This is a genomic window from Rhodoferax sp. GW822-FHT02D07, assembly GCF_058802405.1.
On sequence record NZ_JBXAOD010000008.1, the window covers coordinates 86,407 to 111,456 of the forward strand.

Below are 25,050 nucleotides of genomic sequence, written 5' to 3' on the forward strand. Positions count from 1 at the left end.
CTTTCTCTCCACCCTTATGACCAAAGCAACAAACGACAACTGGTGGCGCGGCGGCGTCATCTACCAAATCTACCCCCGCAGCTACGCCGACTCCAATGGCGATGGCATCGGTGACCTCAATGGCATCACCGCCAAGCTGGACTACGTGGCCGCGCTGGGTGCCGACGGCATCTGGCTCTCGCCCTTCTTCAAGAGCCCGATGAAGGACTTTGGCTACGACGTCAGCGACTATTGCGATGTGGACCCCATGTTCGGCAACGTGGCCGACTTCCGCAAACTGGTGGACCGCGCCCACGCGCTGGGTCTCAAGGTCATGATCGACCAGGTGCTCTCGCACAGCTCCGACCAGCACCCCTGGTTTGTGGAGAGCCGCTCCAGTCTGAACAACCCCAAGGCCGATTGGTATGTCTGGGCCGATGCCAAGAGCGACGGCACGCCGCCCAACAACTGGCTCTCCATCTTCGGAGGCAGCGCCTGGCAGTGGGACACGCGCCGCTGCCAGTACTACATGCACAACTTCCTGACCAGCCAGCCCGACCTGAACTTCCACAACCCCGAAGTGCAGAACGCCTTGCTGGAGACAGTGAAGTTCTGGCTGGACCTGGGCGTGGACGGCTACCGCCTGGACACGGCCAACTTCTACTTCCACGATGCGCAGTTGCGCGACAACCCGGCGCGCGGCCGTCCGGATGGGGAAGACCCTGCGGTCAACGCCGTCAACCCCTACGGCTGGCAGTGGCACAAGCACGACAAGAGCCAGCCCGAGAACCTGGCTTTTCTGCGCCGTCTGCGCGCCCTGCTGGACCAATACCCCAACACCACCATGGTGGGCGAAATTGGTGACGACGACGGCCTGGGCCGCGTGGCCGAGTACACCAGCGGCGGCGACAAGCTGCACATGGCCTACTGCTTTGACCTCTTGGGCACGGCCCACAGCGCAGCGCACTTTCGTGGCTTTGTGCAACGCTTTGAAGAAGTGGCTCCCGGGGGCTGGCCTTGCTGGGCACTCTCCAACCACGATGTGGTGCGCGTGGCCAGCCGTTGGGGCCAGGGCACACAGCCGGCCCATCCCGATCTGTTGCGCCTGGGCGCGGCCCTGCAGATGAGCCTGCGTGGCTCTCCCTGCATCTACCAGGGCGACGAACTGGGCCTGCCCGAAGCCGACATTGCGTTTGAGGATTTGCAAGACCCCTACGGCATCACCATGTGGCCGGAGTTCAAGGGCCGCGACGGCTGCCGCACCGCCCATCCGTGGGCCAGGGACGCGGCCGATCTGGGTTTCTCCAGTGCGGCCCAACCCGCGGCACCATGGTTGCCCGTGATCGAGCCCCACCGCGCACTGGCCGTGGATGTGCAGGAGCGGGATGCTAACTCGCTGCTTCACTTCTACCGTGGCCTGCTGCGTTGGCGCAAAGCCCAGCCGGCGCTGGTCCATGGCACGCTGAATGTGTTGCCTGCGCATTCGCAGGTACTGGCCTTCGTGCGTGCCTTCGAAGGCACGCAAGTGCTGTGCGTATTCAACTTCAGCGATACGGTGGCGCAGTGGGACATCCCAGCTACCTTTGCCGCAGCGACGGGGGTGTCCGGCAGCGGTCTGGCCGATGTGCCGCGCGCCGGCAACACCCTGCAGCTGCCTGCGTGGGGTGGGGCTTACTACCAACTGGGTTAAGCGTTACGCTTAGGGGGCAGCACTTTATTGAAAGTGTTGTTCCCCTGAAATCTTCCTGATGTCTCCCGTCAACCGCCCGCGCCTCAACACCATTGCAGGCCCCCTGCTGGGCGAGTTCCTGCTGCTCATGAGTGTTGCCATGGGCGGGCTGTGGCTGGCCTCGCATACCTCGGATGCGGCCGCAGGCGCATTCGGTCTGGTCAACCAGATTCTCGAAACCCTGCTGGTGGTCTTTCGTGTGCTGGCGATTGGGCTGGGCGTCGTGGTCACGCAATATCTGGGCGGGCGTCAGAATGCTGCAGCACGGCGTGCCGCCCTGCTATCGCTGGGCGCCAGCACCTGGGCGGGTGTGCTCGTGGTGTGCATCGTGGTGGCTGGCAATGACCAGATCCTTGAGTGGTTGAACGCGCCCGATGCCATCGAGGCGCTGGCGGCTCCCTATTTGCAATGGTTTGCACCAGCCCTTCTGCTGGAGGCCTACAACCTCAGCATGGCCTCGGTGCTGCGGGCCCATTTGCATTCCAAGGACTCGCTCAAAGTCATGATCGTGATGCACAGCAGCCACTTGGCGCTGGCGGCCTTGCTCATGCGCGGCTGGGGCGAATGGGACGGCCTGGGGCTGGAAGGCTATGCGGTAGCCATGCTGATCAGCCGCGCCATTGGCCTGGCCATGCACCTCTGGTTCTGGCGCATCCGCATGCAGCTGGTGCCGCAGGCGCGTGACTGGTGGGTTGCGCCGTGGAAAGATCTGGGTCCCGTGCTCCGCGTGGGGCTGCCCGGTGCTGGCGTGGAAGTCGCCTACCGCGGCGCCTTCATGGTGTCGGTGGCGGCCACGGCGCGTCTGGGTGTTACGGCGCTGGCCACCCACTCCTACACGCTGCAACTGCTCAAGTACGTGTTGCTCACCAGCATGGCCATTGGCTGGGCCTGCGAGATCATGGTCGGGCGTTTGGTGGGGGCGGGTGATTTGCGCGTGGCGAATGGCCTGGTCCGCAAGGCGGTGCGCAACGGTTTGCTGGCTTCGGGTTCGCTGGCGCTGCTGGCCGCGCTGGGCGCGCCGTGGCTCATGCGCATGTTCACCAAGGACCCCGCAGTCATTCACGCGGCTCAAACGCTGCTCTGGATTTCACTGGCACTGGAAACCGGGCGCGTGTTTAACCTCATTCTCAATGGCGCCTTGCGGGCGACAGGGGACGCCATTTACCCGGCAGCTTCCAGCGTTGCCTCGCTGGTGTTGGTGTTGGGCGTGGGCTCGTTCTGGCTGGGCCGCCTGTTTGGCCTGCCTGGGGTATGGATGGCCTATGCCATCGACGAGTGGATCCGAGGCCTGCTGCTGCTGGCGCGCTGGCTTTGGCGCGGTTGGTTGCCCAACGCGCGCGACAGCCGCCGGCGCCTGCGCGCCGGGGGCTAGGTTCTAGCCAAAGCTGCAGGGCAGCACGCCATGCACGCCGGGTTCCAGCACAAAAATGCTGCCGGCCAGCGGATAGTGTGCCAGCGTGGCTTCGTCCAGGCCTACGCGCGCGCTGGTTACCAGCAGCAGGTCCAGGTTTGGTCCGCCAAAGGCCATGCTGGTGATTTGCGGCGCGGGCAGTTCTATGGTGCGCAGTAGCCCGCCAGCCGGCGTGAATTGGCGTATGCACGCGCCGCCCCAGAAGGCCACCCACACATTGCCATCGCGGTCCAGCGTCATGCCGTCGGGCGAACCCTGTTCACCGCCAAAGACGTTCCACACGGTTTTGTTGGACAGTGTGCCCTCGGGCGACAGGTCGTAGCGGTAGACCGTCTCCAGAAAGGAGTCGGTATGCAGCATCCAGCTCGCGTCATGCGCGATGGCGGGACCATTGGCGATATAGATGCCGCTTTCCACCACGTCGAACGCACCGCTGGGCTGCAGCCTTGTGAGGCGGCCGCGTTGCAGGCTGGCGTCATCGTTGTGCATGGAGCCGGCCCAGATGCGGCCATGGAGGTCCGCCTTGGCGTCGTTGAGGCGCACCAGCGGTTCGTCCGGGTGCGGGCTACCGACGGGTTCGATGCGCAGTTCCGGTTCCAGCCACAGGCGCACAAAGCCCGATTGCAGGCCGGCCATGAAGCCATCGCCATCGGCGCGCGGTAACAGCCAGCAAATGCGTTCCGGCAGCGCCCAGCTCTGGCGTGCATCCGTGGCCGGTGCCCAGCTGTGCAGGGCTTTGCCATGGATGTCGACGAAGAAGAAACGTTCGCTGGCGGCATGCCACAGCGGGCCTTCACCCAGCAGCAGTTCCGCAGGCCAGACGCTGCGGATCGCGGGTGTGCTCAGGTCCATCCGGCGTCCACCACAAAGTCCTGCGCCGTCACCATGCGGCTGTCATCGGCGGAAAGAAACAAGGCCATGTTCGCCACGTCGCTGCCCACAATGCGACCGGGCAGACACTGGTTCTCGTCCATGGCTTTTTCACCGGCTTCGTCCACCCACATGGTGAGCTGCTTCTCGGTCATGATCCAGCCGGGCGATAGCGTGTTCACGCGGATGTTGAGCTTGCCCAGGTCACGCGCCAGGCTGCGAGAGAGACCCACAGTGGCCGATTTGCAGGTGGCGTACACGGGGTAACCGGCGCCCTTGATCATCCAGCTGATGGAGCCCAGGTTGACAATGGCTCCGCCGCCCAGGCGCTTCATGCCCTCGACAACGGCTTGTGCCGCAAAGAAGGCTGGGCGCAGGTTGATCGCCACGCGCCAGTCGAAATCTTCCTGCGTCACATCGGCCAGGTTGTGGCGCTGGTCATTGGCCACGTTGTTCACCAGCACGCTGATGTCGCCAAAGCGCTCGGCGGTGGTGGCGATGGCGCTCTTGAGGGCGGCCACATCGGCGGCATCGCTTTGCAGGAACAGCGGCGTGGGGCCCAGGGCGGAGGCGGCTTCCACCACTTTGGCGGCGGCTTCTGTGTTGCGGCCGGTAAAGCCCACCTTGGCACCCTGGCGGGCATAGGCGATCACGATGTCAGCACCGATGCCGGAGCTGCCACCCGTGACGAACACCGTGCGCCCGGCCAGGCTGGGGTAGGTGGCGTAGTCGGAAAGGGAGGGGGGTTGCATAGACGAAAGAGGTAGTTGCCGCGAAATTGTAGCGGTTAACGCTCAATTCATCATACAAATAAACCCGGACCCGCGCGTCAGTCTTTGGGGGGGATCACCGCGCGCTTCATCAGCGCGCGGGTGTCCGAGAGCATGCCGGCCATGCGGTGCAGCGCGCTCTGGGCGTCGCGCGCCTGGATCGCCTCGAACACCTTCTGGTGGTCGGGCAGGGCCTGCTTGAAGTTGTCCGAGGTGCGCGCGCTCACCGCCAGCAGCGATTCCAGCGCGCTGCCAATGATGGCGGCCAGCGGCATCAGCAGGGGGTTGTTGGTGGCCTTGAGTACGGCGGTATGAAAGGCCAGGTCCGCCTGCACCCACTCGCTGATCTGGCTGGCGTCCTGCATGGCCTGCAGGGCGGCGGCAATGTCGGCGAGCTGCTCGGCGCGGTGGCTGGTGGCGGCCAGTGCGGCGGCGGAGGGCTCCACGATCTCGCGCAGCTCGGTGAGGTGCTGCAGGAATTCGGCATCGGCGCCGGTGGCACAGCGCCAGGCCAGGATGTCGGGGTCCAGCAGGTTCCATTGCTCGGTAGCACGCACGCGCGTGCCGATGCGCGGGCGTGGCTCCAGCAGGCCCTTGGCGGCCAGCACCTTGACGGCTTCGCGCAGCGCCGTGCGGCTCACGGCCAGCTCGGTGCAGAGCTGGTCCTCATTGGGCAGCAGGGCGCCGGCCGGGTAGACGCCGCCGACCACGCGGCGGCCGAGCTCGTGCACTACCTGGCCGTGCAGATTGCGCCCGGCATAGGTGGCGTGGCTGGATGCGGAGGCGTGCGTCATGGGGCGGGGCAAAATGCGGTCTTAATCATCATATGTTTAAATTCAACTCCAGAACTACCCAAAATTCCAGAAATGAGCACGCATTCTGAAGCTTCCATTGTCGGTGTGGACTGGGGTACCACCCACCGGCGCGCCTATGCCATCAACGCGCAGGGGCAGCTGCTGCGCGAGATTTCCGACGCCGATGGCGCCCTGGCCTGCAAGGGCCGCTTCCCGGCCGCGCTGGACGCCGCCCTGCACGCGCTCGACACCCGGCCTCAGGGGGTTGTGCTGGCCGGCATGGTCGGCAGCGCGCTGGGCTGGCATGAGGTGCCATATGTGGACAGCAGCGTGCCGGTGCAGGCCTTGGCCGCGCATGCGTTTCGGGTACCCGACACCGGTAGCGACGTTCCCGCCATCATCCTGCCCGGCTACTGCGTGCGCAACACGGCGGGCCTGCCCGATGTGATGCGGGGTGAAGAGACCCAGTTGCTGGGGGCCTGGGCGCTGGGTCACCGCAGCGGCTGGTTTGTGCTGCCGGGCACGCATAGCAAATGGGTGCAGCTCGAAGCAGGCCGCGTGATGCAGCTGCGCACTTATATGACGGGCGAACTGTTTGATTTGCTGCGTCGCCATGGCACCGTGGCCGCAGCGGCCGGTACGGCCGAACCGGTCTGGGACGCGACCGCCTTTGCGGCCGGCGTGCAGGCTGCGGGCGAGCACGCGCTGAGCCACCAGCTTTTCAGCGCACGCGCACGCGTGGTTTGCAAGGACATGCCAGCCACCAGTACCACCGCCTATCTGAGCGGCTTGCTCATAGGCACCGAACTCAAGGACGTGTTGCACGACAGCGCAGGCCCGCTGGGCACCTTCAAACTGCTCGGTTCGCCCCAGCTTGCGGCCCACTACCAGAGCGCAGCCCAACTGCTGGGTCTGTCCTTTGACATCCTCGACGCACAGGCTGCCTTTGTTGCGGCCATGCAGCACATTCATCTGAACTGGAAACCCCTATGAGCACTTCCCAAGAACTGATGGCGCGGGCGCGCCAGATGCCCCTGGTTGCCATCCTGCGCGGCCTGGTGCCAGCGGAGGCTGAGGCGGTGGGCGCGGCCCTGGTCGAGAGCGGCTTTCGCACGCTGGAAGTGCCGCTGAACCGCCCCGGCGCGCTGGAGTGCATTGCCATCCTGGCGCGCACCTTGCCGGCGGACGCTATCGTGGGCGGAGGCACCATGCTGACCGTGGCCGACGTGGAGGCGGTGCATGCTGCTGGTGGCCGCCTGATGGTCTCGCCCAACTGCGATACGGTCGTGATCCACCGCGCGGTGGAGTTGGGCATGCTGGCCGCACCCGGCGTAGCCACTCCCACTGAAGCCTTTGTCGCGCTGCAGGCTGGCGCCCATGCACTCAAGCTGTTCCCGGCCGAGATGGTGGGTCATGGTGGGCTCAAGGCCTTGAAGTCGGTGTTGCCTGCAAGTAGCGAGTTCTGGCCCGTGGGCGGTATCACGCCCGAGAGCATGGGCCCCTGGAAAAAGGCCGGCGCCACCGGTTTTGGCATTGGCAGCCAGCTGTTTGCGCCCGGCACCTCGGCCGAGCAGGTGCTGCAGCGTGGCCGCGCTTACGTGCAGGCCTGGCAGCAGGCTTAATCCGCTTGCTTTAGGGCCAGTGCGCGCTCGTAGAGCGCGTTGCGCGCCTCACCCGTGATGTCAGCGGCCAGCCTGACCGCCGTCTTCAGGGGCAGTTCGGCCAGCAGCAGCTTGAGTACGCGATCATCTGGTGCTGATCCGGTGCTGGCCGGTGCAGGATGCAACACCAGTGCGAACTCGCCGCGCGAACGGTTTGCGTCGGCGGCCAGCCAGGCAGTCAATTCTTCAGCCGCCACGGTGGCAATTTCTTCAAATTGCTTGGTCAGCTCACGCCCCACGGTGACCAGGCGCGGGCCCAGCGATGCGAGTGCCTGGGCCAGGGCCTCGATGCGGTGCGGGGCTTCAAGCAGTACCACGGCGCGCTGCTCGTCGGCCAGGGTCTGCACGGCCTGGGTACGCTCGGTGGCCTTGCTCGGCAGAAAACCGCGAAACACAAAACCACTGGCCGCATCTCCGCTCTCCATGACGCCGGCCGCGCACAGCACGGTGGTCACACTGCTGGCGCCGGGAAGGGGAATGCTGCGCAGGCCGGCTGTCCGAACCTGGGCTGCCAGGCGCGCGCCGGGGTCACTGATGCCGGGTGTACCGGCGTCGCTCACATAGGCCACACGCTGGTCCTGGCGCAGACGGTCCACCACAGTCTGGGCGGCCTGGGCCTCGTTGTGCTGGTGCACGGCCAGCAGTTGGCCTGCGCTCTTGTCGACGCCATAGGCGCGCAGCAGTTGCTGGGTGTGGCGCGTATCTTCGCAGGCAATGGTGTCGGCCAGCGCCAGCACATGCAGCGCGCGCAGGCTGATATCGGCCAGGTTGCCGATGGGTGTGGCCACTAGGTACAGCGCGCCCTGCGGATAATGCTGCGCACCAGCTGCCTCGCGGGCGGCACTCAGGGCAGGAACAAAAGACGCACTCATATGGGATTCTTTCCAACACGACCGCCGCCGTCTGCAACCACCAAACAACTGGGGGATGCGGGCGAGACCCGGGCGCTGCAGTATTTGCAGGCACATGGCTTGCGGCTGATTGAGCGCAATTATCGAACCCCGGGGCGGGGTGGTGGAGAAATCGACCTGATCATGCGGGACCAGGACGGTACGCTGGTGTTTGTGGAGGTGCGCAGGCGGGCCTCCACCGGACATGGAGGTGGTGCGGCCAGCGTGAGTGCGACCAAGCAGCGGCGCATCATCTTTGCCGCCCAGCACTACCTTCTGAGGTTGCGCACGCTGCCGCCGTGCCGTTTCGACGTGCTGGTGATTGATGCAGACGAGGTGCAGTGGTTGCGGGCCGCCTTTGATGCATCCTGAAACATCCGTTGACGTCCTGACATCAAGGGTTTTCGAGCACGCGGTATCATCGAATCAATGCTTGAACAACGAATTCAACAACACTTCATTGATAGTGCTGACCTCAAATACCAGTCGGCCCAGGCACTGAGCAAGCCCATTGCCGATGCCGTGCAGGCCATCTTGGCCTGTGTGACCAGCGGGGGCAAGGTCTTGGCCTGTGGCAATGGCGGCTCTGCAGCAGACGCCCAGCATTTTGCGGCCGAGTTTGTAGGCCGTTTCGAACGAGAACGCCCCGAGCTGGGTGCCATTGCGCTGACGACCGACTCCTCCATCCTGACGGCAATTGCCAACGACTACGACTACAACGTGGTGTTCTCGCGCCAGGTGCGCGCGCTGGGCTCTCCCGGCGATGTGCTGCTCGCCATTTCCACCAGCGGTAACTCGGCCAATGTGCTGGCTGCCATTGAAGCGGCCCATGCGCGCGAGATGGTGGTGGTCGGTTTGACCGGGCGTGGCGGCGGCAAGATGGCCCAGGTGCTGCGCGATACCGACGTGCACATCTGTGTACCCCATGAGCGCACGGCCCGTATTCAGGAAGTGCACATTTTGGCCTTGCATTGCATATGCGACGCCGTCGATGCCCAGCTATTGGGCGAACAGGAGACCCATCCATGACATTGAATTTCCAACGAACCGCACTGATCGCGACGCTGCTCGCCTCCCTAGCTGGGCTGACGGCCTGCTTCCCCCTGATGCTGGGTGGTGCCGTGGGCGGCATGCTGGTAGCGACAGATCGCCGGACCTCGGGTTCCGTGGTGGAAGACGAAGGTATTGAGTTGCGCGCTTCCAGCCGCATCCGCGAGACCCTGGGCGACCGCGCCCACATCAATGTGACCAGCTACAACCGCCAGGTGCTGTTGACCGGGGAAGTGCCCACTGCGCAGGACAAGCAATTGGTGGAGCAGGTGGTGTCGCGTGTGGACAACGTGCGCAGCATCGTCAACGAACTGGCCGTGATGGGCAATGCCTCGCTGACGCAACGTTCCTCCGACTCGCTGGTGACCGGCCGCGTCAAGGCCGCCCTGGTCGATGCCAAGGACCTGTATGCCAATGCCTTCAAGGTCGTGACGGAACGTGGTACCACTTACGTCATGGGCCGGGTGACCGAGCGCGAAGCCAAGCGTGCGACCGAGGTCATTAGCTCCACTTCCGGTGTGCAGCGTGTGGTGCGCATTCTGGAAACCATTTCAGAAGATGAGCTGGCGCGCTTGCAGCCACCACAGCAGACACCCTCCGAAGACAACAAGAAGAAATAAACAAAAACGGCCCCTGGGGCCGTTTTTGTTTTGGGGTGTAGGGCTTACTTCAGTCGCTTGATCAGGCTGCTGGTGTCCCAGCGGTTGCCGCCCATTTGCTGCACGTCGGCGTAAAACTGGTCCACCAGGGCCGTGACTGGCAGGCGGGCGCCGTTACGCTTGGCTTCGTCCAGCACTAGGCCCAGGTCCTTGCGCATCCAGTCCACGGCAAAGCCGAAGTCGAACTTGTCGGCCACCATGGTCTTGCCGCGGTTGTCCATCTGCCAGCTCTGGGCGGCGCCCTTGCCGATCACGTCCAGCACCTGGCCCATGTCCAGTCCGGCCTTCTGGCCGAATGCCACGGCTTCAGACAGACCTTGCACCAGGCCGGCGATGCAAATCTGGTTGACCATCTTGGCGAGCTGGCCGGCGCCGCTGTCACCCAGCAGGGTGCAGGCGCGCGAGAAGGCCATGGTGACGGGCTTGACCGTTTCGAACGCGTCTGCGTTGCCGCCGCACATCACGGTCAGCAGGCCATTTTGTGCGCCGGCCTGCCCGCCGGAGACGGGGGCGTCGATGAACTGCAAGCCCTTGGCCTGGGCAGCGGCGCTCAGCTCGCGTGCAATGTCGGCCGAGGCGGTGGTGTGGTCCACAAAGATGGCGCCGGGCTTCATGCCGGCAAAGGCGCCGTCCGCGCCCAGGGTCACGCTGCGCAGGTCATCGTCATTGCCCACACAGCAGAAGATGATGTCCGCCTTCTGGGCAGCTTCGTGCGGTGTGGCGGCATGGGAATGCGCACCCAATTGGCTGCTGGCCCCCGAGAATTCTGCGCACCAAGCTATGGATTTGGTAGCGGTCCGGTTGTAGACCGTGACCTGGTGACCGGCACGCGCCAGGTGCCCGGCCATGGGGTAGCCCATGACGCCCAGGCCCAGAAAGGCGACGGAGTAGGCGGGCGAGGGGTCGTAGGTTTTGTCGTTGATGTTAGGCATGGTCACATGATGGCGAAGTTTTCCGTACCTGCAGAGAGGTCGTTGGACTTGCCACGCTGGCTGTTGAGCTTGATCTGCAGGCGCAGGTCGTTGAGGGAGTCGGCGTTGCGCAGCGCGTCTTCGTAGGTGATGGCGTTGCCTTCGTAGAGGTCGAACAGCGCCTGGTCGAAGGTTTGCATGCCGGCTTGGCGGCTCTTCTTCATGATCTCCTTCACCTCGGAGACTTCACCCTTGAAGATGAGGTCGGAGATCAGCGGTGAGTTGATCATGATTTCCACGGCGGCCACGCGGCCCTTGCCGTCCTGCTTGGGAATGAGGCGCTGCGAGACCAAGGCCTTGAGGTTCAGCGAGAGATCCATCAGCAGCTGGCCGCGGCGCTCTTCGGGGAAGAAGTTGATGATGCGGTCCAGCGCCTGGTTGGCGCTGTTGGCGTGGAGGGTGGCCAGGCACAAGTGGCCGGTTTCGGCAAAGGCCACAGCGTGTTCCATGGTCTCGCGGTCGCGGATTTCGCCCATGAGGATGACGTCGGGCGCCTGGCGCAGCGTGTTCTTGAGTGCGGCCTCCCAGCTGTCGGTGTCCAGGCCCACTTCGCGCTGCGTGACCACGCAGTTCTTGTGCGCGTGCACGAATTCCACCGGGTCTTCAATGGTGATGATGTGGCCGAAGGACTTCTCGTTGCGCCAGTCCACCATGGCGGCCAGCGTGGTGGATTTGCCCGAGCCGGTGGCGCCCACCATGATGCACAGGCCGCGCTTGGCCAGCACCACTTCCTTGAGCACCTGGGGCACGCCCAGGCCGTCAATGGTGGGCAGCACCTGCGGAATCACCCGCAGCACCAGCCCGACCTTGCCCTGCTGGATGAAGGCATTGGCACGGAAGCGGCCGATGCCGGAGGGGGAGATGGCGAAGTTGCTTTCTTTGGTGCGCTCGAATTCGGCCACCTGCTTGTCGTTCATGATGGATCGGGCCAACGCCATGGTGTGCGCCGCGTTCAGCGGCTGCGGCGAGACCTTGGTGACCTTGCCGTCAACCTTGATGGCGGGCGGAAAGTCGGCCGTGATGAACAGGTCACTGCCATTGCGGCTGACCATGAGCTTGAGCAGGTCGTTGATGAATTTGGTTGCCTGGTCGCGTTCCATGAGAACACCTCCTTTTGATTAAGTCAGCCTGGGAAGTTCTCAGGAATCTTCGCCTTGCCACGGGCCTCGCTGGCGCTGATGACATTGCGCTTGACCAGATCGGTGAGATTCTGGTCCAGGGTCTGCATGCCCACGCTGTTGCCGGTCTGGATGGCGGAGTACATCTGCGCGATCTTGGCTTCGCGGATCAGGTTGCGGATGGCGCTGGTGCCCAGCATGATTTCGTGGGCGGCCACGCGGCCCTGGCCGTCCTTGGTCTTGCACAGGGTCTGCGAGATCACGGCCTGCAACGATTCGGACAGCATGGCGCGGACCATTTCCTTTTCTTCGGCGGGGAACACGTCGATGATCCGGTCAATCGTCTTGGCGGCGCTGGAGGTGTGCAGGGTGCCGAACACCAAGTGGCCCGTTTCCGCGGCCGTCATGGCCAGGCGGATGGTTTCCAGGTCGCGCATTTCGCCCACCAGAATCGCGTCCGGGTCTTCCCGCAGCGCGGACTTCAGAGCAGCGGCAAAGCTCAGCGTGTGCGGTCCCACTTCGCGCTGGTTGACCAGGCACTTCTTGGACTCGTGCACGAATTCGATCGGGTCTTCCACGGTCAGGATGTGGCCGAATTCGGTTTCGTTGAGGAAGTTGACCATGGCCGCCAGCGTGGTGGACTTGCCCGAGCCCGTGGGGCCGGTCACCAGCACCAAGCCGCGCGGCTTCAAGGCCAGGTCGGCAAAGATCTTGGGCGCGTTGAGCTGTTCCAGCGAGAGGATCTTGCTCGGGATGGTCCGGAACACGGCGCCCGCGCCACGGTTGTGGTTGAAGGCGTTGACGCGGAAGCGGGCCAGGCCGTCAATCTCGAACGAGAAGTCGATTTCCAGAAACTCTTCGTACATCTTGCGCTGGGTGTCGTTCATGATGTCGTACACCATGGCATGCACCTGCTTGTGGTCCAGCGGCTCCACGTTGATGCGGCGCACGTCACCGTGCACGCGGATCATGGGAGGAAGACCGGCAGAGAGGTGCAAGTCGGAAGCCTTGTTTTTGACGCTGAACGCCAGCAGCTGGGTAATGTCCACGGAATCCTCTTTCGCTGAGATGGGCTGGGAAGGGTTTGGTACGCTTGGCAGATTATGACGATGATTGCCGACAATCTCCATGCGGTACACGCCCGTATCCAGCAGGCCTGCGCAGACGCCGGCCGGCCGGCCGATGCGGTGCAGTTGCTGGCGGTCTCCAAGACCTTTGGCCCCGAGGTGGTGCAGGCGGCTTTTGACGCCGGCCAGCGCGCCTTTGGCGAGAACTACATCCAGGAAGCGGTGGAAAAGATCGCCATCCTGTCCGGCTTGCCGATCGAATGGCACTGCATCGGCCCCATCCAGAGCAACAAGACCCGCCTCGTGGCCGAGCACTTCCATTGGGCCCACACAGTGGACCGTCTCAAGATCGCCCAGCGCCTGAGTGAGCAGCGCCCTGAACACCTGCCGCCGCTGCAGGTGTGTATCCAGGTGAATGTGGATGGCGGCGCCACCAAATCCGGCGTGCTGCCCGCCGAGGCGCTGGAACTGGCCCGGGCCGTGGCGCAGTTGCCGCGCCTGCAACTGCGCGGGCTCATGTGCATTCCAGAGCCTGCTCCTGATTTCGTAGCTGCTTGCGCAGTTTTCACGAGGGCTAGGGCCCTGTTTGATGCCTTGCGCAAGGAAGGACTGTCGCTGGACACTCTCTCCATGGGCATGAGCGCAGACCTGGATGCCGCAGTTGCATCCGGCAGCACCCTCGTGCGCGTCGGGACCGCCATCTTCGGCGGACGGAACTACGCGCCCGCCTAGCCTTTGGGCATCGCCGGCGGTTTCACGGCGCCGCAATCACTCGCCAGCCACTTGCCGTTGGCTTTCATGTCCAGCGTCTCTTCCTGCCCCTTGAGGGTGGTGACAGTTTTCATGGTCATGCTGTAGGCCTCGGGGCTGGTGTAGGTGACCTCGCCCTCGCCGCGGCTGGGGGGCTGGGTGCAGACAAAGCTGAATTTCTGCGTGCTGCCGGTGCGTGCGCCGGCCGTGTGGGTGCAGCTGCCGCTCTGGCGTGGCGCCACGTCGTTGCGCGCCGCCATCTCGGGGCTGACGCAGACCTTGACCGCCATGCCGCCGCCCGGCGCTGCGCCGATCTGCACGCCCTTCTTGGCCATCATGTCTTCGAGCATCTTGCGCTGCTCGGGCGTCATGGCGGCCATCTGCTTTTGCATCTGGGCCATGGCGGCGTCGGTCTTGCTGCCGGGCGCGCCCTGCATCTGGTTGGTGATTTCCCACAGGCCCGGCTTTACGGTCTGGGCGCTGGCGGCCGCGGTGACCAGCAGCAGGGCACAGACCGGCACAAGGTAGCGGGGGGCACGGGGCATGGCAGTCTCCGGTGGGCAAAAGAGAAGCCGATTGTGGGCGCGCCAGCCCGGTTTGCAAAGGGGCCGGACGACCCGCGCCCCGGGGCGTCTCAGCCCAGCGGCAACTGGGTACTGTTCTTCACCTCTTCCATCACCGGGTAGGTGCGCGTCTCGCGCACACCGGGCAACTGCCACAGCACGGTGCCGGCAAAGTCGCGGTAGGCGGCCATGTCAGCCATGCGCGTCTTGAGCAGGTAGTCAAAGCCGCCGGCCACCATGTGGCATTCCATGATTTCAGGGCGCACTTGCACGGCGGCCTTGAATGCCTCGAACACATTGGGTGTGGTGCGGTCCAGCAGCACTTCCACGAATACCGCCATGCCTGCCCCCAGTTTGAGCGGGTTGAGCCGCGCTTCGTAACCGAGGATGTAGCCGTCCTTGGTCAGACGTTGCACGCGTGCGAGCACCGCCGTGGGGGAGAGGCCAACTGTTTCTGCCAGTTTGAGATTTGAGATCCGACCGTCTTGCTGCAGGCAGGTCAATATTCGCAGGTCCAGACGGTCCAGTTCCGGCAGATCGGCCATGGGCTCCTATTTGAGTTTGAAGAAGGAAACCTCTTCCGCCAGGCGGGCTGCTTGGTCAGAGAGGGCCGACGCTGCGGCCGCGGTTTCTTCTACCAGGGCCGCATTTTGCTGGGTATTTTGATCGAGATCGTGGACCGCAGAACCCACCTGGCTGACGCCTGCCGCCTGCTCTTTGGTGGCATTGGCAATCTCAGACATGAGTTGGTCGATCCGGGTGGCGTTGTTGACGATGGCATTCATGGCTTCGCCGGCTTCGCCCACCACGCGGGACCCCAGTTCCACTTGCTCGATGCTGGCGTTGATCAGGGACTTGATTTCCTTGGCCGCTTCCGCACTGCGGCCCGCCAGGGTACGCACTTCGCTCGCCACCACCGCAAAGCCGCGGCCTTGTTCGCCTGCACGGGCGGCTTCTACGGCAGCATTTAGCGCCAGGATGTTGGTCTGGAAGGCAATGCCGTCAATGACGCTGATGATGTCAGCGATCTTTGCCGAAGAGGCATTGATGCCTTGCATGGTGCTGACCACCTGCGAGATCACCTCGCCACCGCGCTTTGCGGATTGGGCGTTGGAGCGGACGATGTCGGCAGCGCCCTCGACCGTGGCGGAGGTGCGTTGCACGGTTTCCGAAATCTGGGTCATGGTGGCCGCGGTCTGTTCCAGCGCGGCGGCGCTGGCCTCGGTGCGGCGCGACAGGTCTTGCGAGGCGTGGGCAATTTCCTCGCTGGCGGTGTTCACATTGCCTGCACCGTCCAGCGTGTTGCGCACGATGACACGCAGGCTGCCTTCCATGTCACGCAGGGTGATCATCAGGTGGGCTGCCTCGTCTTTGCCCCAGGGGGTGGGCGCGGTGACCAGGTTGCCTTGGGTGATCTGCTCCAGATGGCCTGTGACTTCGCGCAGACCACCTAACATTACCTTGTAAAACGCGAACAACATGTAGAACGCGATGCCTACAAAGAGCACGGCAATGTCAAGGCGCTTCCAAAAACTCCATTCCAAATCCGCAATGCGATCGCCCAAGCGCAGCTCTAGCTGTGCCAGCATTTTTTCGTTGAGCAGCCGCTCGGCGTCTAGGGATGCAGAACCCAGCTTGAGGTAGGCATCGGCATCACCTTCGACCTTGTCGCCGAGCAACTGCTTTTTGCTGGCCTCCTGGAAGGCATCGTAGGCATCGTCATTGGCCTTCATGCCGTACTTGGCATCAGCCTCGGGAGTACCGCCTGTGCTTTTGATATAGGCGTTCTCTACGATGCTGTCTACAAAACGCAGAATGCCAAAATCCTGTTGGATGCGTTCGTTGAGGAACTCCGAAGTTTGACCTGCTTTGAGGGCCGCCCACCCCATTACGGATAGCTCCGACACATTTTCCATCTGCTGCGGGCCATAGAGAACGGCGTAGTTCATCAGGTAATAGGTCTCCAACTGGGGATCCAACGCCAGTTCGGAGGTGTCCGCAACATGCTCGCCCAGTTTCAGCAGGCCGTCGATGTATTCGTTATGGAGATCAAAAGTCGCTTGCTCATCCTTGCCCGTAGGATTGGCCATAACAGCCTGATGCAGCTTCTCTGCTTTACTCAGTTGCTCGGCTGTATTGAGGTCTTTGCCCAAGGCCTTGTCTACTGCCTGGAGTTTGCTGAAAGCCTGGGAGACTGCGGTTTGACTGGCAGCGAGGTTTGTTGATTGGGTGATGGCATGGAGCCTGCGTAGCTGTGCCTGGCGAATCAGTTCGTGCAGGGTTTTGACGTAGGTAACACCTTGCAGTTCATGCTCCGTGGTGGCGACTTGCACGCGTGTGTTGTTCCAAGTGTCTGCAATCAGCAGAACGATGGGAATCAAGAACATCACCGCAATCCATGTCGACTTGGCTGGAAAGTTGAGCTTACGGAACAACCGCACGCCGGGTGACAGCCATCCGTGGTAACGGAAGAAAGAACCAAAACCGGCGTCGCCGGAAAGTACGGTAGTGCTCAACGTCTGTCCTTCGTTTGCTTGAATCCGTGAGACAGTGCCCCACGCTAACAACAATGTAAATTAACTTTATATATTGGCGCTTACGCTGTTTTTGACTTAAGTCAAGAAACCGCGATGGTGGTCTCTGTCACTGGCATGGGCGCTGGCGGTCCAAACAGGTAACCCTGGAAATGTGTACAGCCCAAACCCAGCAACGCCTGGTGCTGGGCGTCGGTCTCCACCCCTTCGGCAATCACCTGCAAGCCGAGGCTGTCTCCCAGCGTGATGATGGCGCGCACGATGCTGGCGCTGGAGTTTTCCTGCGGCAGATCCTGGACAAAGGACTTGTCGATCTTGAGCTGGTCCAGCGGCAGGCGCTTGAGCACATTGAGCGAGGAGTAACCGGTACCAAAGTCATCCAGTGAAAATTGCAGCCCCAGTGCCTTGAGGGCATCCATCTTCAGGATCACACCGCTCAGGTCATCCAGCAGCTGGCTCTCGGTCAGCTCCAGTTCCAGCTGCTGCGGGTTGGCCCCTGTCGCCTGCAGGATGCTGATGATTTCTGAGACAAAACCGCTTTGCCTGAACTGGCGTGCGCTGATGTTGACGGCAATCGAACGCTCTCTGGTATTCGGGTGGTCGGCCCACGCCACCAGCTGGCGGCAGGCGGTCTCCACAATCCAGCGCCCCAGGGGCAGGATCAGTCCCGAGGCTTCTGCCACCGGAATGAACTCCGCCGGCGACACCAGACCGCGTTGCGGGTGTTGCCAGCGCACCAGGGCTTCGGCCCCCAGGGTGTGGCCATCTGCATCCACCTGGGGCTGGTAATACAGCACAAACTGCTGCTCTTGCAGTGCCCGGTGCAGATCGGCCTCCAGTGCGGTGCGGGCGTTTACCCGGGCCTGCATCTGAGGGTTGAAGAAGCGCACGGTGTTGCGGCCATCGGCCTTGGCCTGGTACATGGCCAGGTCGGCCCGTTGCAGCAGCTCGTCCTGGCTTTGCTGGTTGTCACTGAACAGCACCACGCCAATGCTCACCGTCGTCTGGTAGGGGTGCTCGCCCAGGGTGTAGGGCTGGCGCAGGGTGCGCAGAATTTTGTCGGCCACATGCTGGGCGTGGACCGAGGCCTCTTCAAGGCTCGGCCCCAGCCCCTCCAGGATAGCCACGAACTCGTCACCTCCCTGGCGCGCCAGCGTATCCTGCGCACGCGTGCAGGAGGCCAGGCGGGTTGCCATTTCCGACAGCAACAGGTCACCTACGCTGTGCCCTAGCGTGTCGTTGAGGTCCTTGAAGTTGTCGATGTCGATGAATAGCAAGGCCCCGCATTCGCCGCTGCGCTGTCGGGCCGCCAAGGCTTGGTGCAGGCGTTCCATGAGCAGGCGGCGGTTGGGCAGGCGGGTGAGCGGGTCGTAAAAGGCCAACTGGTGGATGGCACGCTCCGATTGCTTTTGCCGGGTAATGTCGGTAGAGATGCCGCACAGGGCGTAAATGCTGCCATCAGGACGATGCAGGGGGAGCTTGACCGACAGGTAGGTGTGCTCCTCATCGTTGTGTGCATTGCGGTTGTGCTCTTCGGCCTCTACGCGTTCGCCGTCCCGCACCACACGCAGGTCGTTGGCGCGTAGCAGGTCCACAGTCTGCGCGTCAAAAAACAGCTCATCGGTCTGTCCCAGCACGTCTTTCTGCTCGCGGCCGAACAGTTCGCAGACCTTGCGGTTGGCGTATTGGTAACGCAGCTCCGTGTCCTTGATGTAAATGTAGGCATCCACGCTGTCCAGGATGGTGTTGAGCCGGTCTTCGCTCGCCTGCAGCTTGCGGGTTTTTTCTGCCACCTCGCGCCGCAGCAGCCACCAGGCGCCCAGCACCAGGGCCAGTACCCCGCACAGGCCTCCCAGCAGCCACCAGACTTCAGCGGGAATGGCGAATTCCGGGTTGGCCGTCATCCAGCGCTTGACGATGGTGTAGTAGTACGAATTGGGTTCGGCCTGCCATGCGCGCATGTGCTGTTCCACCGCAGCGAGCAGGTCGGCGTTGCGGTCCTTGCCCGTGGCAAAAAACAACTGCGCGGGCTGGAACAGCACCGGCGTGGGCGTGAGCCGGTAGCGCGGGGCATTGAGGTCGCCGTAAAAGCGGTTGGCCACTGCGGCATCGACCTCGCCGCGGCTGGCCAGGGCCATGGCCTGTTCCAGGTTCTGCACGGGCACCAGGGTGGCACTGAGTCCGAAGCCGGAGAGCAGGCTGCGCAGGTAGTCTTGCTGTACCGAGCCTTGCAGCACTGCAATGCGCAGTCCGTTGAGGTCCAGCGCGGAGCGCACGGTGATGCCCGGGCGCGCATAGATCTGGGACCAGCTCAGCAACGCAGGCGTGGCATGGAAGTCAAAGATGTCAGACCGCTCGGGGGTGTAAGCCACGTCCGGCATCAGGTCGATGCTGCCGTTCTGCAGCCCGTCCAGACAGGCCTGCCAGGTGCAGGGTACCACCGTCAGCGTCCAGTCCTCCTGCTTGGCCAGCGCACGCGCCAAGTCGCCAAAAATGCCCGAGGGTTGCTGGGTGGCTGTGTCCAGAAAGATTTTGGGTTCGTTCTGGTACACGCCCAGCCGCACTTCGCGGGGGGCGGCCCCTAGCAGGCAGTGGAGCAGCAGGAGCGCCAGGGCCGCTATCCCGTTTCGCCAGGCGGCAGACGGTCGCAACAGGGAAAGGAGGGATGGTGGCATGGGCGGTGCTCCTGCAGGCATTGTGCGCCGCATTGCGGGAGTGGACTTGATCCGAATCAATCCGGCTGGGGTGCAGTTGAGACGTCGAAAGAAGTTTGGATGGTAAATATTTAACTATGTTTCGATATTAATTTGGTGAAAAAAACTAGATAAATAGCAAAACAATAGATCCAAATTTGCATTTGGAGCCAACCATGACTGCTGTATCCACCCCCGCCCGTCTTCCCAACCCTTACCGCCCCGAGGGCGAGATCGTCTCCGCGCGCCTGCAGGCGCTGGAGTCCGCGCTGGACTGGGCTGCTGCCGCCCGTGTGGCCGCCCCCTGGGTGCAGGCGGTGCGCGACAACCCGCCGCCTTTTTGGGCCATGGAAAGCCTGCTTAAGGAATATCCCATCTCCAGCGCCGAAGGCCTGGCCCTGATGCGCCTGGCCGAAGCGCTGTTGCGTGTGCCCGACGCGGAAACCGCCATCGCCCTCACGGCCGATCAACTGGGCCGTGCCGACTTTGATGGCTCGGGTGACAAAGTGCTGGCCCGCCTCTCCAGCACCGCCATCGCCATGAGCAAGCATTTCCTTCCCGGCGCCACCGAAGGCAGCGGCATCATGGGCAAGCTGGGTGCCAAGACGGTGGTGGCCGCCACGCTGCGCGCCGTGCAGCTGCTGGGCCGCCAGTTCGTGCTGGGCCAGACCATGGCCGAGGCCATGAAGGAGGCCGACGTCGCGCGCAAGAAGGCGCATGTGTGCTTCAGCTACGACATGCTGGGTGAGGGCGCCCGCACAGACAAGGACGCGCTGCGCTACCTGCAAAGCTATGCAAACGCTATTGAATTCATAGCTACTCGCGCAAGCAAGACGGTGGCTCTGGGCGAAAACGACGGTATTTCCATCAAGCTCAGCGCACTCTTCCCGCGCTATGAGGACGCGCACCGCGAGCAGGTGCTTTTCACCCTGGTGCCCCGTGTGTGGACGCTGTGCCAAGCGGCAGCGGCGGCGAATATCAACCTCACGATTGACGCCGAAGAGGTGGACCGCCTGGAGCTGTCGCTGGAGGTGCTGGAGGCCTTGCTGGTCCGCGTACAGGTGCATTGCCCGCAGTGGACTGGCCTGGGCCTGGCCATGCAGGCCTACCAGACGCGCGCGCTGGAACTGATCGAACATCTCACCGCGCTGGCCCGCAAGTACGGCGTCAAGCTCATGTGCCGCCTGGTCAAGGGCGCCTACTGGGATGGCGAGATCAAGCGCGCCCAGGAGCTGGCCCTGCCGCATTACCCGGTGTTCACCCACAAGCACCACACCGATGTGTCTTACCTGGCCTGCGCGCGTGCGCTGCTGGCCGTGCCCGATGCGATCTTCCCCCAGTTTGCGGGCCACAACGCCGGCACCATTGCCGCCATCCTGCAAATGGCCGCCAAGACAGGTGCACCTTTTGAGCTGCAGCGCCTGCACGGCATGGGCGAGGGCGTGTTCCGCGAGGTGCTGAAGAACCCGCTGATCCGTTGCCGCGTCTACGCCCCTGTGGGCGCCCACCGCGACCTGCTGGCCTACTTGGTGCGCCGCCTGCTGGAGAACGGCGCCAACTCCAGCTTTGTGCACCAGCTGGCGGACGAGTCGGTGGGCATGGACACTCTGCTCACCTCGCCCCTGCGCCTGGAGCCCGAGCCTGGCCTGCCGCTGCCGGCCCAGCTGTTTGGCCACCACCCCGGCGCGCGCGCCAACAGCACCGGCCTGGACCTGACCGTGCCCAGCCACCGCGATCCGCTGCTGGCCGCGCTGCACAGCACACCCGTGCCTGTGGTGCCCGAGGCGGATGTCAAAACCATCGCCAGCGCTTATCAAACGTGCGCTAGCAGCTATCAAATCTGGAGCAAGGTACCGGTGGAAGAGCGCGCCCTGGTGCTGCGCCGCGCGGCCGACGCGCTGCAGGCCGCCATGCCGCAGTTCTGCGCGCTGCTGGTGAAAGAAGCCTTCAAGACCTGGGGCGATGCGGTGAGTGAGGTGCGCGAGGCGGTGGACTTCTTGCGCTACTACGCCGACGAGGCGCAGCGCATCATGCAGCCCATCGCCTGCCCGGTCGTCACCAACGCGCAGGCCGGCTACCAGTACGGCGTCACCGGCGAGACCAACACCTTGCGTTTGACCGCACGCGGCGTCTGGGTCTGCATCAGCCCCTGGAACTTCCCGCTGGCTATCTTCATGGGCCAGGTGGCCGCGGCTCTGGCCACGGGCAACACCGTGCTGGCCAAGCCGGCCGAGCAGACGCCCGGCGTGGCGCGCGCGGCGGTGGACCTGATGCGGGCGGCGGGCGTGCCGGCGGACGCATTGCAACTGCTGCACGGTGCGGGCGAGACCGTGGGCGCGGCCCTGGTGGCGCAGCCCGGCGTGGCCGGTGTGGTGTTCACCGGCTCCACCCAGGTGGCCAAAATCATCCAGCGCGCGCTGGCCGCCAAAGATGGCCCCATCGTCCCGCTGATTGCCGAGACCGGTGGCATCAACGCCATGCTGGTAGACAGCAGCGCGCTGCCCGAGCAGGTGGTGGACGCGGTGGTGCAGAGTGCCTTCCGTTCCGCCGGCCAGCGCTGCTCTGCGCTGCGCCTGCTGGTGGTGCACTCGGCCATTGCCGATGGCGTGATCGAGATGCTGCAAGGTGCTGCGAAGGAGCTGCAGGCTGGCAACCCGGCCGATCTGGCCACCGACCTCGGGCCGGTGATTGACCGCGAGGCCTTTGACAACATCCAGCGCCACATCCAACGCCTGAAAAAAGAGTCAAAAGTGCTTCTAGCCCCCGTGGAATCTGCGCAAGCAGCTACGCAAACCATAGCAAACCTGATTGCCCCGCATGCCTTTGAAGTCGGCAGCATTGCCCAGGTGCAGGCCGAAATCTTCGGCCCTGTGCTGCAGGTGGTGCGCTGGGATGGTGAGCCGGCCGAGGTGATTGCCCAGATCAACGCGCTGGGCTACGGCCTCACGCTGGGCATCCAGACCCGCATTGACAGCCGCGCCCAGGCTCTGGCCGCCGCTGCCCATGTGGGCAATGTCTACATCAACCGCAACATGATTGGCGCGGTGGTGGGCGTGCAGCCCTTTGGCGGCGAAGGCCTCTCCGGCACCGGCCCCAAGGCCGGCGGCCCGCACTACCTGTACCGCTTCTGCGCGGAACAGACCGTGACGGTGAACACCACGGCCGCTGGCGGCAACGCCGCGCTGCTGGCCAGCCTGCACTGAGGCACGGCGTCCCGGTTCAGGCCGGGACCTGCTGCGCAGCCCAGACGGACAGGGCCTCGGCCGCCATGGGGCGGGCGAAGAAATAGCCCTGCGCGTAGTCGCAACCGGCCTCGTGCAGCAGGTCGCGCTGCTGCGCGGTCTCCACGCCTTCGGCCACCACTTTCAGGCCCAGCGCATGCGCCATGGCGACCATGGCCTTGCACAGCGTGAAGTTGGTGGCGGCGGGCTGCAGGTCGCGCACAAAGGACTGGTCGATCTTGATGAAGTCGATATCGAACTTCTGCAGGTAGGACAGCGAGGAGTAGCCGGTGCCAAAGTCGTCCAGCGCCACCTGGATGCCCGCATCGCGCCACTCCAGCAACTTGGCGGTGACGCCCGTATTGCTGTCGAGCAGCACGCCCTCCGTGATCTCCACGGACAGGCTGTCGCCGGGCAGGCCCATGGCCTCCAGACGCCGCACCCAGTTGGCCTCGGGTGCATGCGCGTGCTGGAACTGTACGGGCGAGGTGTTGATGCTGATCTGGAAGTTGGGCTGCAGGCCGTTGCGCCAGGTCCGCACCTGCCGTGCCGCGTGCTCGAACACCCACTCGCCAATCTCCACGATCAGGCCGCTGCTCTCGGCGATGGGGATAAAGGCGGCCGGGCTGATGAGCCCGCGCTCCGGGTGCTGCCAGCGCAAGAGCGCCTCGGCCTTGCACACGGCGCCGCTTTCCAGCGACACGATGGGCTGGTAGAGCAGCTGCAGCTGCTGCTGGGCCATGGCGTGGCGCAGATCGTTGGTCAGGCGCGCACGCGTGAGCGCGGCCTCCTGCAGGGCCGGGGTGAAGAAGCTGAAGCGGTTGCGCCCTGCGCCCTTGGCGGCGTAGAGCGCCTGGTCGGCGTTCTTGTAGAGCGTTTCGACCTCGGTGCCATCGCTGGGGTAGAGGGTCACGCCCACACTGGCAGAGACGAAGACCTGCTCGTCCCCCAGCTGGAAGACCTGGGCCATGGTTTGCAGCAACTTGTTCAGCAGGGTGTCCAGGTGGGTGCCGGGCGTGAGCTCCGTCAGCAGTACCGTGAATTCGTCGCCGCCCATGCGGGCGACGGTGTCGCATTCACGTACGCATTGGCGCAGGCGGCGCGCCGCTTCCACCAGCAGCAGGTCACCCTTGTCGTGGCCCAGCGTGTCGTTGACTTCCTTGAACTGGTCCAGGTCGATGAACAGGATGGCCAGGGTCAGGTCGTCGCGCCGGCTGCGGCGGATTTCCTGCTCCAGCCGGTCGCGCAGCATGCGGCGGTTGGGCAGGCCGGTGAGTGGGTCGAAATAGGCCTGCTGGCGGACCAGCGCCTCCGCGGTCTTGCGCACCGTGATGTCGGTGTGCGTGCCAATCATGCGCAGGGGCAGGCCCTGCGCGTCGCGGCTGATGACCATGCCGCGCGTGTGCACCCATTTCCAGCTGCCGTCCTTGCACTGCACGCGGTGTTCGTTGGAGTAGGTGGGGGTCGCGCCATCAAAGTGCGCCTGGCGGTCGCGCTCCATGTTCGCCAGGTCGTCAGGGTGGGTGCGGCTGTCCAGCGCGGAGGGGTCGTTGGCCAGCTCATCTTCGGAGAAGCCATACATCTCCAGCAGGCGCCGGGAGTAGAACTCGCGCCCGCTGCTGATGTGCCAGTCCCACACGCCATCACCCGTACTTTCCAGCGCCAGCTTCCAGCGTTCCTCGCTGTCGCGCAGGGCGGTTTCGGCGTTCTTGCGGTCGGTGATGTCGGTGTGCGTCCCGATCATGCGCAGGGGCTGGCCCAGCGCGTTGTGGCTGACGATGGTGCCGCGCGTGTGGATCCACTTCCAACTGCCGTCCTTGCAGCGCAGGCGCAGGTCGGTGGCATAGCTGTCGGTGTGCCCGGCCAGGTAGCTGGTGAAGGCCGCACTCACGCGGGGCAGGTCTTCGGGGTGTACGCGGGTGACGAATTCGTGGTTGGCGTCGGCAATCTCGCCGGCCTCGTAGCCCAGCATCTCCTGCCAGCGGCGCGAGTGGATCTGTTCGCCGGTCAGCAGGTTCCAGTCCCAGGCGCCGGAGCCCGAACCTTCCAGGGCTAGCTTCCAGAGGTTGTCGCTGTCGTCCTCGAACTGCGAGCCGCTCCAGGCGCGGAAACGCTGGGGTGCACGCGCGGTGTGGGCACTGGCGGGGAGTTCGGGGGTAGGGAAGGGGTCTTCTGAAATCATGGCACCGGGCAGACTCTTGCTCGGCGCGCGGGCCAATCAATCCAGACGAATGTATCCCAAACTGCCCTGGCGCGCCATGCTGGCTTACCCTCTGGACAGACCCGCAAAGCGCGGGGGCATGGGGCTTGCGGCATCATG

21 protein-coding genes are annotated in these 25,050 nt (G+C 64.0%); 9 read left to right on the top strand and 12 right to left on the bottom strand.

The window, feature by feature from the left end; translation table 11 throughout:
* Positions 1-16 precede the first annotated feature (16 nt).
* Positions 17-1,669 carry an alpha-glucosidase family protein gene (locus AC1RNN_RS17060; RefSeq protein ID WP_493090473.1) on the top strand — a complete coding sequence of 551 codons (1,653 nt, stop codon included), beginning with the start codon at positions 17-19 and terminating at the stop codon, positions 1,667-1,669.
* Between the two features lie 58 nt (positions 1,670-1,727).
* Positions 1,728-3,080, top strand: coding sequence for an MATE family efflux transporter (locus tag AC1RNN_RS17065; RefSeq protein WP_493090474.1), 1,353 nt, complete (start codon positions 1,728-1,730; stop codon positions 3,078-3,080).
* 3 nt (positions 3,081-3,083) lie between these two features.
* On the opposite strand, the gene AC1RNN_RS17070 is transcribed toward AC1RNN_RS17065, so the two are convergent.
* From AC1RNN_RS17070 to AC1RNN_RS17080, 3 genes are all read right to left on the bottom strand, one after another.
* On the bottom strand, positions 3,084-3,971 hold the full coding sequence (locus AC1RNN_RS17070; protein ID WP_493090475.1) for an SMP-30/gluconolactonase/LRE family protein: 888 nt from the start codon (positions 3,969-3,971) through the stop codon (positions 3,084-3,086).
* A complete protein-coding gene (locus AC1RNN_RS17075; RefSeq protein ID WP_493090477.1) occupies positions 3,962-4,741 on the bottom strand; it encodes an SDR family NAD(P)-dependent oxidoreductase in 780 nt (259 codons plus the stop codon). Before AC1RNN_RS17075 ends, AC1RNN_RS17070 begins: the two co-directional genes overlap by 10 nt.
* Before the next feature lie 77 nt (positions 4,742-4,818).
* Positions 4,819-5,553 carry a FadR/GntR family transcriptional regulator gene (locus tag AC1RNN_RS17080; RefSeq protein ID WP_493090478.1) on the bottom strand — a complete coding sequence of 245 codons (735 nt, stop codon included), beginning with the start codon at positions 5,551-5,553 and terminating at the stop codon, positions 4,819-4,821.
* Between the two features lie 72 nt (positions 5,554-5,625).
* On the opposite strand from AC1RNN_RS17080, the gene AC1RNN_RS17085 reads away from it, so the two are divergent.
* Positions 5,626-6,546, top strand: a complete 921-nt coding sequence (locus AC1RNN_RS17085) for a 2-dehydro-3-deoxygalactonokinase (protein WP_493090480.1) — start codon at positions 5,626-5,628, stop codon at positions 6,544-6,546.
* Entirely contained in the window at positions 6,543-7,175 is a 633-nt protein-coding gene (locus AC1RNN_RS17090; protein WP_493090481.1) for a 2-dehydro-3-deoxy-6-phosphogalactonate aldolase, read from the top strand. The genes AC1RNN_RS17085 and AC1RNN_RS17090 overlap by 4 nt, the downstream gene beginning before the upstream one ends.
* Here the strand turns inward: AC1RNN_RS17090 and rsmI are convergent.
* Positions 7,172-8,086 (bottom strand): 16S rRNA (cytidine(1402)-2'-O)-methyltransferase, encoded by a 915-nt coding sequence (rsmI, locus tag AC1RNN_RS17095; RefSeq protein ID WP_493090483.1) that lies wholly within the window; start codon positions 8,084-8,086, stop codon positions 7,172-7,174. The two genes, AC1RNN_RS17090 and rsmI, sit on opposite strands and share 4 nt — an antisense overlap.
* Between rsmI and AC1RNN_RS17100 the strand changes: the two genes are divergently transcribed.
* Genes AC1RNN_RS17100 through AC1RNN_RS17110 form a run of 3 tightly spaced genes read left to right on the top strand, consistent with a single transcriptional unit; the run spans position 8,087 to position 9,774 of the window.
* A complete protein-coding gene (locus tag AC1RNN_RS17100; protein WP_493090484.1) occupies positions 8,087-8,476 on the top strand; it encodes a YraN family protein in 390 nt (129 codons plus the stop codon). It abuts the gene before it with no gap.
* Positions 8,477-8,533: 57 nt separating this feature from the next.
* Positions 8,534-9,133: a phosphoheptose isomerase gene (locus AC1RNN_RS17105; protein ID WP_493090486.1), complete on the top strand. Its 600-nt coding sequence runs from the start codon at positions 8,534-8,536 to the stop codon at positions 9,131-9,133.
* Positions 9,130-9,774 (top strand): BON domain-containing protein, encoded by a 645-nt coding sequence (locus AC1RNN_RS17110; protein ID WP_493090487.1) that lies wholly within the window; start codon positions 9,130-9,132, stop codon positions 9,772-9,774. Before AC1RNN_RS17105 ends, AC1RNN_RS17110 begins: the two co-directional genes overlap by 4 nt.
* Before the next feature lie 44 nt (positions 9,775-9,818).
* On the opposite strand, the gene AC1RNN_RS17115 is transcribed toward AC1RNN_RS17110, so the two are convergent.
* Genes AC1RNN_RS17115 through AC1RNN_RS17125 form a run of 3 tightly spaced genes read right to left on the bottom strand, consistent with a single transcriptional unit; the run spans position 9,819 to position 12,951 of the window.
* A complete protein-coding gene (locus AC1RNN_RS17115; protein WP_493090488.1) occupies positions 9,819-10,745 on the bottom strand; it encodes an NAD(P)-dependent oxidoreductase in 927 nt (308 codons plus the stop codon).
* A gap of 2 nt (positions 10,746-10,747) precedes the next feature.
* Positions 10,748-11,884, bottom strand: coding sequence for a PilT/PilU family type 4a pilus ATPase (locus AC1RNN_RS17120; RefSeq protein WP_493090490.1), 1,137 nt, complete (start codon positions 11,882-11,884; stop codon positions 10,748-10,750).
* A gap of 23 nt (positions 11,885-11,907) precedes the next feature.
* On the bottom strand, positions 11,908-12,951 hold the full coding sequence (locus AC1RNN_RS17125; RefSeq protein WP_493090491.1) for a type IV pilus twitching motility protein PilT: 1,044 nt from the start codon (positions 12,949-12,951) through the stop codon (positions 11,908-11,910).
* A gap of 54 nt (positions 12,952-13,005) precedes the next feature.
* Between AC1RNN_RS17125 and AC1RNN_RS17130 the strand changes: the two genes are divergently transcribed.
* The gene (locus AC1RNN_RS17130) at positions 13,006-13,701 is read left to right on the top strand and encodes a YggS family pyridoxal phosphate-dependent enzyme (RefSeq protein ID WP_493090492.1); all 696 of its coding nucleotides are present in this window, start codon (positions 13,006-13,008) and stop codon (positions 13,699-13,701) included.
* Here the strand turns inward: AC1RNN_RS17130 and AC1RNN_RS17135 are convergent.
* The 4 genes from AC1RNN_RS17135 to AC1RNN_RS17150 form a co-directional block, all read right to left on the bottom strand.
* Entirely contained in the window at positions 13,698-14,264 is a 567-nt protein-coding gene (locus AC1RNN_RS17135; protein ID WP_493090493.1) for a DUF3617 domain-containing protein, read from the bottom strand. The genes AC1RNN_RS17130 and AC1RNN_RS17135 overlap by 4 nt on opposite strands.
* Positions 14,265-14,353: 89 nt before the next feature.
* Entirely contained in the window at positions 14,354-14,827 is a 474-nt protein-coding gene (locus AC1RNN_RS17140) for an Lrp/AsnC ligand binding domain-containing protein (protein ID WP_493090494.1), read from the bottom strand.
* A gap of 6 nt (positions 14,828-14,833) precedes the next feature.
* Positions 14,834-16,849, bottom strand: coding sequence for a methyl-accepting chemotaxis protein (locus tag AC1RNN_RS17145; protein ID WP_493090495.1), 2,016 nt, complete (start codon positions 16,847-16,849; stop codon positions 14,834-14,836).
* A 50-nt stretch (positions 16,850-16,899) separates the two neighbouring features.
* On the bottom strand, positions 16,900-19,491 hold the full coding sequence (locus AC1RNN_RS17150; protein WP_493090496.1) for an EAL domain-containing protein: 2,592 nt from the start codon (positions 19,489-19,491) through the stop codon (positions 16,900-16,902).
* 194 nt (positions 19,492-19,685) lie between these two features.
* Between AC1RNN_RS17150 and AC1RNN_RS17155 the strand changes: the two genes are divergently transcribed.
* Entirely contained in the window at positions 19,686-22,712 is a 3,027-nt protein-coding gene (locus AC1RNN_RS17155; protein ID WP_493090497.1) for an L-glutamate gamma-semialdehyde dehydrogenase, read from the top strand.
* Between the two features lie 16 nt (positions 22,713-22,728).
* Here the strand turns inward: AC1RNN_RS17155 and AC1RNN_RS17160 are convergent, their stop codons facing one another.
* A complete protein-coding gene (locus AC1RNN_RS17160; protein ID WP_493090498.1) occupies positions 22,729-24,912 on the bottom strand; it encodes a putative bifunctional diguanylate cyclase/phosphodiesterase in 2,184 nt (727 codons plus the stop codon).
* Positions 24,913-25,050: the final 138 nt, after the last annotated feature.